This window comes from Specibacter cremeus (assembly GCF_003946885.1).
Classification (GTDB): domain Bacteria; phylum Actinomycetota; class Actinomycetes; order Actinomycetales; family Micrococcaceae; genus Specibacter; species Specibacter cremeus.
The window spans coordinates 109,131-115,497 of record NZ_RWKQ01000006.1 but is presented as its reverse complement, the minus strand read 5'-3'; the positions used below and the strand labels follow the sequence as shown (position 1 = coordinate 115,497).

At 70.6% G+C, this 6,367-nt stretch carries 6 protein-coding genes; 4 read left to right on the top strand and 2 right to left on the bottom strand.

Translation table 11 applies throughout. The features are described from left to right. Window positions 1-78: 78 nt before the first annotated feature. Both EJC77_RS03725 and EJC77_RS03720 read right to left on the bottom strand, forming a co-directional pair. Window positions 79-378, bottom strand: a complete 300-nt coding sequence (locus tag EJC77_RS03725) for an acylphosphatase (RefSeq protein ID WP_125610223.1) — start codon at window positions 376-378, stop codon at window positions 79-81. Between the two features lie 58 nt (window positions 379-436). Beyond that, window positions 437-2,572, bottom strand: coding sequence for a RecQ family ATP-dependent DNA helicase (locus EJC77_RS03720; RefSeq protein WP_125610222.1), 2,136 nt, complete (start codon window positions 2,570-2,572; stop codon window positions 437-439). A gap of 72 nt (window positions 2,573-2,644) precedes the next feature. Between EJC77_RS03720 and EJC77_RS03715 the strand changes: the two genes are divergently transcribed. From EJC77_RS03715 to EJC77_RS03700, 4 genes are all read left to right on the top strand, one after another. After that, on the top strand, window positions 2,645-4,069 hold the full coding sequence (locus EJC77_RS03715) for a phosphomannomutase/phosphoglucomutase (protein ID WP_205786819.1): 1,425 nt from the start codon (window positions 2,645-2,647) through the stop codon (window positions 4,067-4,069). A gap of 30 nt (window positions 4,070-4,099) precedes the next feature. Beyond that, a complete protein-coding gene (locus tag EJC77_RS03710; RefSeq protein WP_125610220.1) occupies window positions 4,100-4,540 on the top strand; it encodes a hypothetical protein in 441 nt (146 codons plus the stop codon). 35 nt (window positions 4,541-4,575) lie between these two features. Beyond that, a complete protein-coding gene (locus EJC77_RS03705) occupies window positions 4,576-5,022 on the top strand; it encodes an RrF2 family transcriptional regulator (protein WP_125610219.1) in 447 nt (148 codons plus the stop codon). A 137-nt stretch (window positions 5,023-5,159) separates the two neighbouring features. Next, a complete protein-coding gene (locus EJC77_RS03700) occupies window positions 5,160-6,353 on the top strand; it encodes a globin domain-containing protein (RefSeq protein ID WP_125610218.1) in 1,194 nt (397 codons plus the stop codon). Window positions 6,354-6,367 lie beyond the last annotated feature (14 nt).

Below are 6,367 nucleotides of genomic sequence, written 5' to 3'. Positions count from 1 at the left end.
GATGCAAGGACATTCAGACCACCGCTGAGCTCAGCACATCACGAGGATTGCGGCGAACCGGCTGTGCGGAAATCCGCGTTAGCCGATGCCGAAGCCGGTGAACTCTCCCGTCGGCTCCGAATACGTCGCCTGCACGCCATTGACGAGTCCGGGCGCGTCGGCAGACTGGAGCCACTCCAGCAACGCGGCAACGGCGTTGCCGGCACCCTCGGCGATGATCTCAACCGATCCGTCACCACGGTTGGCCGCCACCCCGGCCAGGCCCAGCACGCGTGCGGCGCGAGCCGCAAGGTATCTGAATCCCACGCCCTGCACCACACCCGTTACGCGCACCCGTACCCGGATGTTCCCGGATCCGGCCCAAGCCTGCTCGGTCATGATTCCAACTTATCGCTCCTGCTGTTGGTGGCGGCGGCCGTGACGGACCCTGATGAGGTCAGCCGGCCTGGGCGAGGACGAGCGGCAGGACCTGCCCGGCCCCGGCCAGGCGCAGCGCGCGGCCGGCCACGGTCAGCGTCCAACGGCTGTCCACCAGATCGTCCAGCAGCAACACGGGCGCCCCGGCGTGCGGTTCCAGCGCCTGCGCAAGCTCCGGGCCCACGACCAACCGGTCCCAGACGGCCGCCAGCCGGTAGGCGCTGTTGCCGCCGCGAACGCCCGCGGGTCCGCCGAACTGCGGGCTGAGTTCACCCAGGTACGGCAGCCGGCCGATCTCCGCCACGGACCGCGCAAACGAGCCGGTCAGCGCCGGCTTGCCGCGTGACGGCACGGACACGACCGCGGCCGGACGCCCCTGCCCCTCCCAGCCGGCCTGCCCCCAGTCGCGCAGCACGTCGATGACGGCCCGGGCCATGGCCGGATCGATGGGCGCGTCCGGGGCCCCGGCGGCGAACAGCGGCCGCAGCGCATTGCCCCAGCCCAGGTCGGTCAGGCGGGCCAGGGCGCGCCCGCCGGCCACCGCCTCCCCGGGCTTCAGCTTCCCCTTCACGGGCACGCCCAGCCGGTCCATGCCGGTGGGCCACATGGTGCGGGCGTCCAGCGGCAGCCCGGCCTGGCGCAGGGACGCCCCGGCCGTCTCCTGGGCCCCGGCGCCGACGTCGACGGGGAACCAGCGCCCGGCGCACGAGTCGCACCGTCCGCACGGGGCCGCCGTCGGATCATCCAACGCCGCGGCCAGGTATTCCATGCGGCAGCCGGCCGTCTGTTCGTACACGATCATGGAATCGGCCTCGTCCACGCGCGCTTGGGCGATCCGGGCGTACCGGTCGGCGTCGTACACCCACGGCCGGCCGGTGGACTCCCAGCCGCCGGACACGCGCCGCACGGCCCCGTCCACGGCCAGCACCTTCAACAGCAGCTCGAGCGGGGTGCGGCGCAGGTCCACCCGGGCCTCCAATGCGGGCACGGACCTGGCCGGGCCGGCCTCACCCAGCACCGCCAACACGGCGGCCGCCTTTTCCGGCGACGGCATGGACGCCGTGGCGAAGTACTTCCAGATCTCCGCGTCCTCGCTTCCGGGCAGCAGCAGCACGTCCGCGTTCGCGCTGCCGCGCCCGGCACGGCCCACCTGCTGGTAGTAGGCCACCGGCGACGACGGCGCGCCCAGGTGGATCACGAAGCCCAGGTCCGGCTTGTCAAACCCCATCCCGAGGGCGCTCGTGGCCACGAGCGCCTTGACCCGGTTGGTCTTCAGCGCATCCTCGAGGGCCTCCCGGTCCGCCGGGTCCGTGCGGCCCGTATACGCACGGACGGCATGGCCGGCCTCGGCGAGCAGCCGGGCGGTGTCCTCGGCGGCGGAGACCGTCAGCGTGTAGATGATGCCGCTGCCCGGCAGGCCGGCCAGGTGCGTGAGCAGCCACGCCAGCCGGTCCCGTGACTCGGGCAGGCGCAGGACGCCCAGCCGCAGCGACTCGCGCGCCAGCGACCCGCGGATGGTGAGCACGCCCACACCGAGCTGCTCCTCGATGTCGGCGACGACGCGCGAATTGGCGGTGGCCGTCGTCGCCAACACCGGCACCGTGGGCGGCAATTGGGCGATCAGCGCGGCGATGCGCCGGTAGTCGGGGCGGAAGTCGTGACCCCAGTCGGAGATGCAGTGCGCCTCGTCGACCACCAGCAGGCCGGTGCGGCGCACCAACTGCGGCAGGTGGGCCTCCTGGAAGGACGGATTGGTCAACCGTTCGGGCGAGACGAGCAACACGTCCACCTCATCCGCGTCCAGCGCGGCGCTCACCTCACCCCATTCGGTGGCGTTCGCGGAGTTGATGGCCATGGCGCGCACGCCGGCGCGCTCGGCCGCGGCCACCTGGTCGCGCATCAGGGCGAGCAGCGGTGAAACGATCAGCGTGGGTCCGGCGCCGCGCGCCCGCAACAGCAGGGACGCGACGAAGTACACGGCCGACTTGCCCCAGCCGGTGCGTTGCACCACCAGGGCGCGCCGGCCGCCATCGACCAACGCCTCGATGGCCTCGAACTGCCCGTCGTGGAAGTCGGCGTCCGGGTTTCCGACGAGCCGGCGCAGCACCTCGAGGGCCTGGATGCGGGTGTCGGTCAGGGCTGGGCTGGAAGTCATGTCCCCCAGTATTCCAGCCGGCTCCGACGCCGCGCCGGGATCGGAGGGGTCTGTGGAAAACCGGCCGGTACGATGGGAGGCGTGACTACCGCGCAGAACGCCCCCCTGGACCTGTCCGCCTCCTTCAAGGCCTACGACGTGCGCGGCCTGGTCGGTGAGACCATCACCGAGGACTCCGTCCGGGCCGTCGGCGCCGCGTTCGTCGATGTGCTGGGCCTGGCCGGCCGGCGCGTGCTGGTGGGCGGGGACATGCGCCCGTCCTCCCCCGGCTTCGCCCGGGCGTTCGCGCAGGGTGCCGCCCGCCGCGGCGCCACCGTGGAGCTGTTGGGGCTGATCTCCACCGATGAGTTGTACTTCGCCTGTGGCGCGCTGAACGCGGCTGGCGTGGTGTTCACGGCCAGCCACAACCCGGCCGAGTACAACGGCATGAAGATGGCCAAGGCCGGCGCCGTGCCGGTGTCCTCCGAGACCGGCCTGTACGACATCCGCGACCTGGCCCAGCAGTACCTGGCCGAGGGCGTCCCGGCCGCCGCCGCGCACGGGTCCATCGGCGACACGAACGTGCTGAAAAGCTACGCCGAGTACCTGCGCTCGCTCGTCGACCTGTCCGGGTCGCGGCCATTGAAGATCGTGGTCGACGCCGGCAACGGCATGGCCGGCATGACGACGCCCGCGGTGCTGGGCGGGGCGCTGCTGCCGGCGCTGCCGTTCGAGATCGTGCCGTTGTATTTCGAGCTGGACGGCACGTTCCCGAACCACCCGGCCAACCCGCTGGAACCGGCGAACCTGCGCGACCTGCAGGCCGCCGTCGTCGCCCACGGCGCGGACATCGGCCTGGCGTTCGACGGCGACGCCGACCGCTGCTTCGTCATCGACGAGGCCGGCCACCCGGTCTCGCCGTCGGCCGTCACGGCGCTCGTGGCCCGCCGCGAGATCGCCCGGGCGAAGGCCGCCGGCGAGGCCCGCCCGACCATCATCCACAACCTGATCACCTCGCGCGCCGTGCCGGAGCTGGTCGCGGCCGACGGCGGGCGCCCGGTGCGCACCCGCGTGGGCCATTCCTTCATCAAGGCCGTCATGGCCAAGGAGGGCGCCGTGTTCGGCGGCGAGCACTCCGCGCACTACTACTTCCGCGACTTCTTCAACGCCGACACCGGCATGCTCGCCGCCATGCACGTGCTCGCCGCGCTCGGCGAGCAGGACGGGCCGCTCTCGGCGCTCGGCGCGGAGTACGAACCGTATGTCGCCAGCGGCGAGATCAATTCCAGGCTCGACGACGTGGCCGCCGCGGTCGCCCGGGTGCGGGCCGCGTACACGCACGACGACGTCACGATCGATGAGCTCGACGGCGTCACCTTCGCCGCCGCGAACGGCGACTGGTGGTTCAACCTGCGCGCCTCCAACACCGAACCGTTCCTGCGCCTGAACGTCGAGGCCGTGGACCGGTCCACCATGGAAACCATCCGCGACGGCGCGCTCGCGCTGATCCGCCAGTAGACCGGACCATCCCCCAAGGAGACCGCGGCCATGGCCGAAACACCCGACAGCCCGATCGAGGACGCCGTCCGCGACGACCTGAACACGCTCATCGGCACGGCCCTGGGCGTGGCCGGCGACCAGCTCGAGGAGCAGGGCGCGTTCCTGCCCGTGGCTCTGGTCCTGGCCCTCGACGGCGAGATGCGCCTCGTCGCCGTGTCCCCGTCCGCCGGGGAGGGGGAGGACCTCGACGCCGACGTGATGGTCGACGACCTGTACGAGGCGCTCACGCAACAGCGCGAGACCAACCGGGCCGCCGCCGTCGTCTGTGACATCCACCTGCCGGAGGAGGACACCGACGCCATCCACGTCATCGCCGAGCACAGCTCCGGCGTCAGCGTCGCGGCCGTGCGCCCCTACCGCCAGGTCGAGGGGCAGTGGACGTTCGACGAGCCGTTCCTAGAGGCCGGCGAACGGGCCATCTGGACGTAGTCCAGCCATGAGGACGACCCATTGAAGACAAACCAGTGAAGATCAACCAGTTCGCCGACGTGAGCCTGCGCGTGCTCATGCTGCTCTCGGCGGTCGGCGACGACCTGCTGACCACGCGCGCGCTCGCCGACGCCGTGGGGACCCCCTACAACCATGTCAGCAAGTCCGTGCTGAGACTCAGCCAATTGGGCTTCGTCGAGGCGGTGCGGGGGCGCAGCGGCGGGGTCCGGATCAGCGCGACGGGCCGCACACTGAGCGTCGGGAAGTTGCTGCGCATGCTCGACGACCGCAGCGACCTGGCCGAATGCCATTCGGGGAAGGGCGACTGCCCCCTGGTGAGCGACTGCGCGCTGCGCGCGGCACTGCTCACCGCCCGGGAGGCGTTCTACGCGTCGCTGGACCCGGTGGTCATCTCCGCGCTGCCGACGAAGAAGCAGATGGGGCCCGTGTTTGTGACGTTGGGCACACGGCCGCCGGGCTGATCCGCGCCATTGCGGCAATTTTTCTACGACACGTAGAACTTGCGGACTTAAAGAAGCATTTCAAATGCTACTTTAAGGGTGTCAGGTTCACCCCAGCCAATTCAGCACAGCCAATTCAGCACAGCCAAGGAGTATCGATGCTCTCGGAAAAGTCCCGGCCACTCATTAAGGCGACCCTCCCCCTGGTCGGCGCCCGCCTCGGCGCCATCACGCCGAACTTCTACCGGCGCATGTTCGCCGCGCACCCCGAGCTGCTCGACGGCCTGTTCTCCCGCGCCAACCAGTCCAACGGCGAGCAGCAGAAGGCGCTGGCCGGCTCCATCGCGGGCTTCGCCGCCGCCCTGGTCGCCAACCCGGACATCATCCCGGAGCAGATGCTCAGCCGCATCGCCAACAAGCACACGTCCCTGGGCATCACCGAGGACCAGTACCAGATCGTCTACAAGTACCTGTTCGAGGCCATCGCGGAGGAGCTCGCGGACGTCATCACCGCCGAGATCGCCGAGGCCTGGACCGAGGTGTACTGGCTCATGGCCGACGCCCTGATCAAGATCGAAAAGGGCCTTTACGGCGCCCAGGCGAACGACAAGATGTGGACGCCGTGGACCGTGGTGGAGAAGAACGATGCGGGCACCGACTGCGTGACCTTCGTGCTGGAGCCGGCCGACGACACCCCAGTGACCCGCGCCCGCCCCGGCCAGTTCGTGTCCGTCAGGGTAACGCTGCCCGACGGCCTGCGCCAGTGCCGGCAGTATTCACTGTCCGCGGACGTCGACTCGCTCACCCGCCGCGTGTTCACCACCAAGCGCGACGACGGCGGCGAGGTGTCGCCGGTGCTGCACCGTGACGTGCGGGTCGGGGATGTGCTGGAACTGTCCAACCCGTACGGGGACGTGACGCTCGACGACGGCGACGGCCCGGTCGTGTTCGCCACGGCGGGCATCGGCTGCACGCCCTCGGCATCGGCGCTGCGGTCCCTCGCCGATGCGGGTTCCGACCGCGAGGTCCTGGTGCTGCACGCCGAGAAGAACCTGGCCGCCTGGGCCCTGCGGGATCAGATGACGGCCGACGTGGCGAAGATCGATGGCGCCGACCTGCGGCTGTGGCTCGAGGCGCCGGAACCCGAACTCGTCGACGCCAACAGCCACATCAACACCGGCTTCATGTCGCTGGCCGGCCTGGACCTGCCCGAGAACGCGTCCATGTACGTGTGCGGGCCGTTGCCGTTCATGAAGGCCATCCGGAACCAGGCCATTGACGCCGGCATCCCGGCCACGAAGATCCACTACGAGGTCTTCGGCCCCGATCTGTGGCTGGCCGGCGCGAACTGAAGGATCTCGACGAG